The sequence below is a fragment of the Paraburkholderia sp. SIMBA_053 genome (genome assembly GCF_046534895.1).
GTDB classification, from domain to species: Bacteria; Pseudomonadota; Gammaproteobacteria; order Burkholderiales; family Burkholderiaceae; genus Paraburkholderia; species Paraburkholderia caledonica.
The window spans coordinates 1-234 of sequence record NZ_JAWRXU010001774.1; the positions used below are offsets into that span (position 1 = coordinate 1).

General features: G+C 60.7%; 1 protein-coding gene. It reads right to left on the reverse strand.

Going from position 1 to position 234, the window contains the following annotated elements:
* The coding region (locus SB753_RS41620; protein ID WP_410805763.1) for a glycosyltransferase at positions 1-234 on the reverse strand (234 nt) is incomplete at both ends.

The following is a 234-nucleotide window of genomic DNA, read 5'->3' on the forward strand; positions in this document are numbered from 1 at the left end:
TGGCATTGAAGCGGCGTTCGAACTGGGCCCGGATTTCAGTACGGGACAGGTCGTCGAGACGTTGAAGCGCACCGACGGCGCCCTGTACGTCTTCGCAGATATAGCCGGTGACACCGTGATCGATCACCTCCGGTACCGAGCCGCGATTGAATGCAATCACCGGGGTCCCACACGCCATTGCCTCGATCATGACAAGGCCGAACGGCTCGGACCAGTCGATCGGAAACAGCAGCG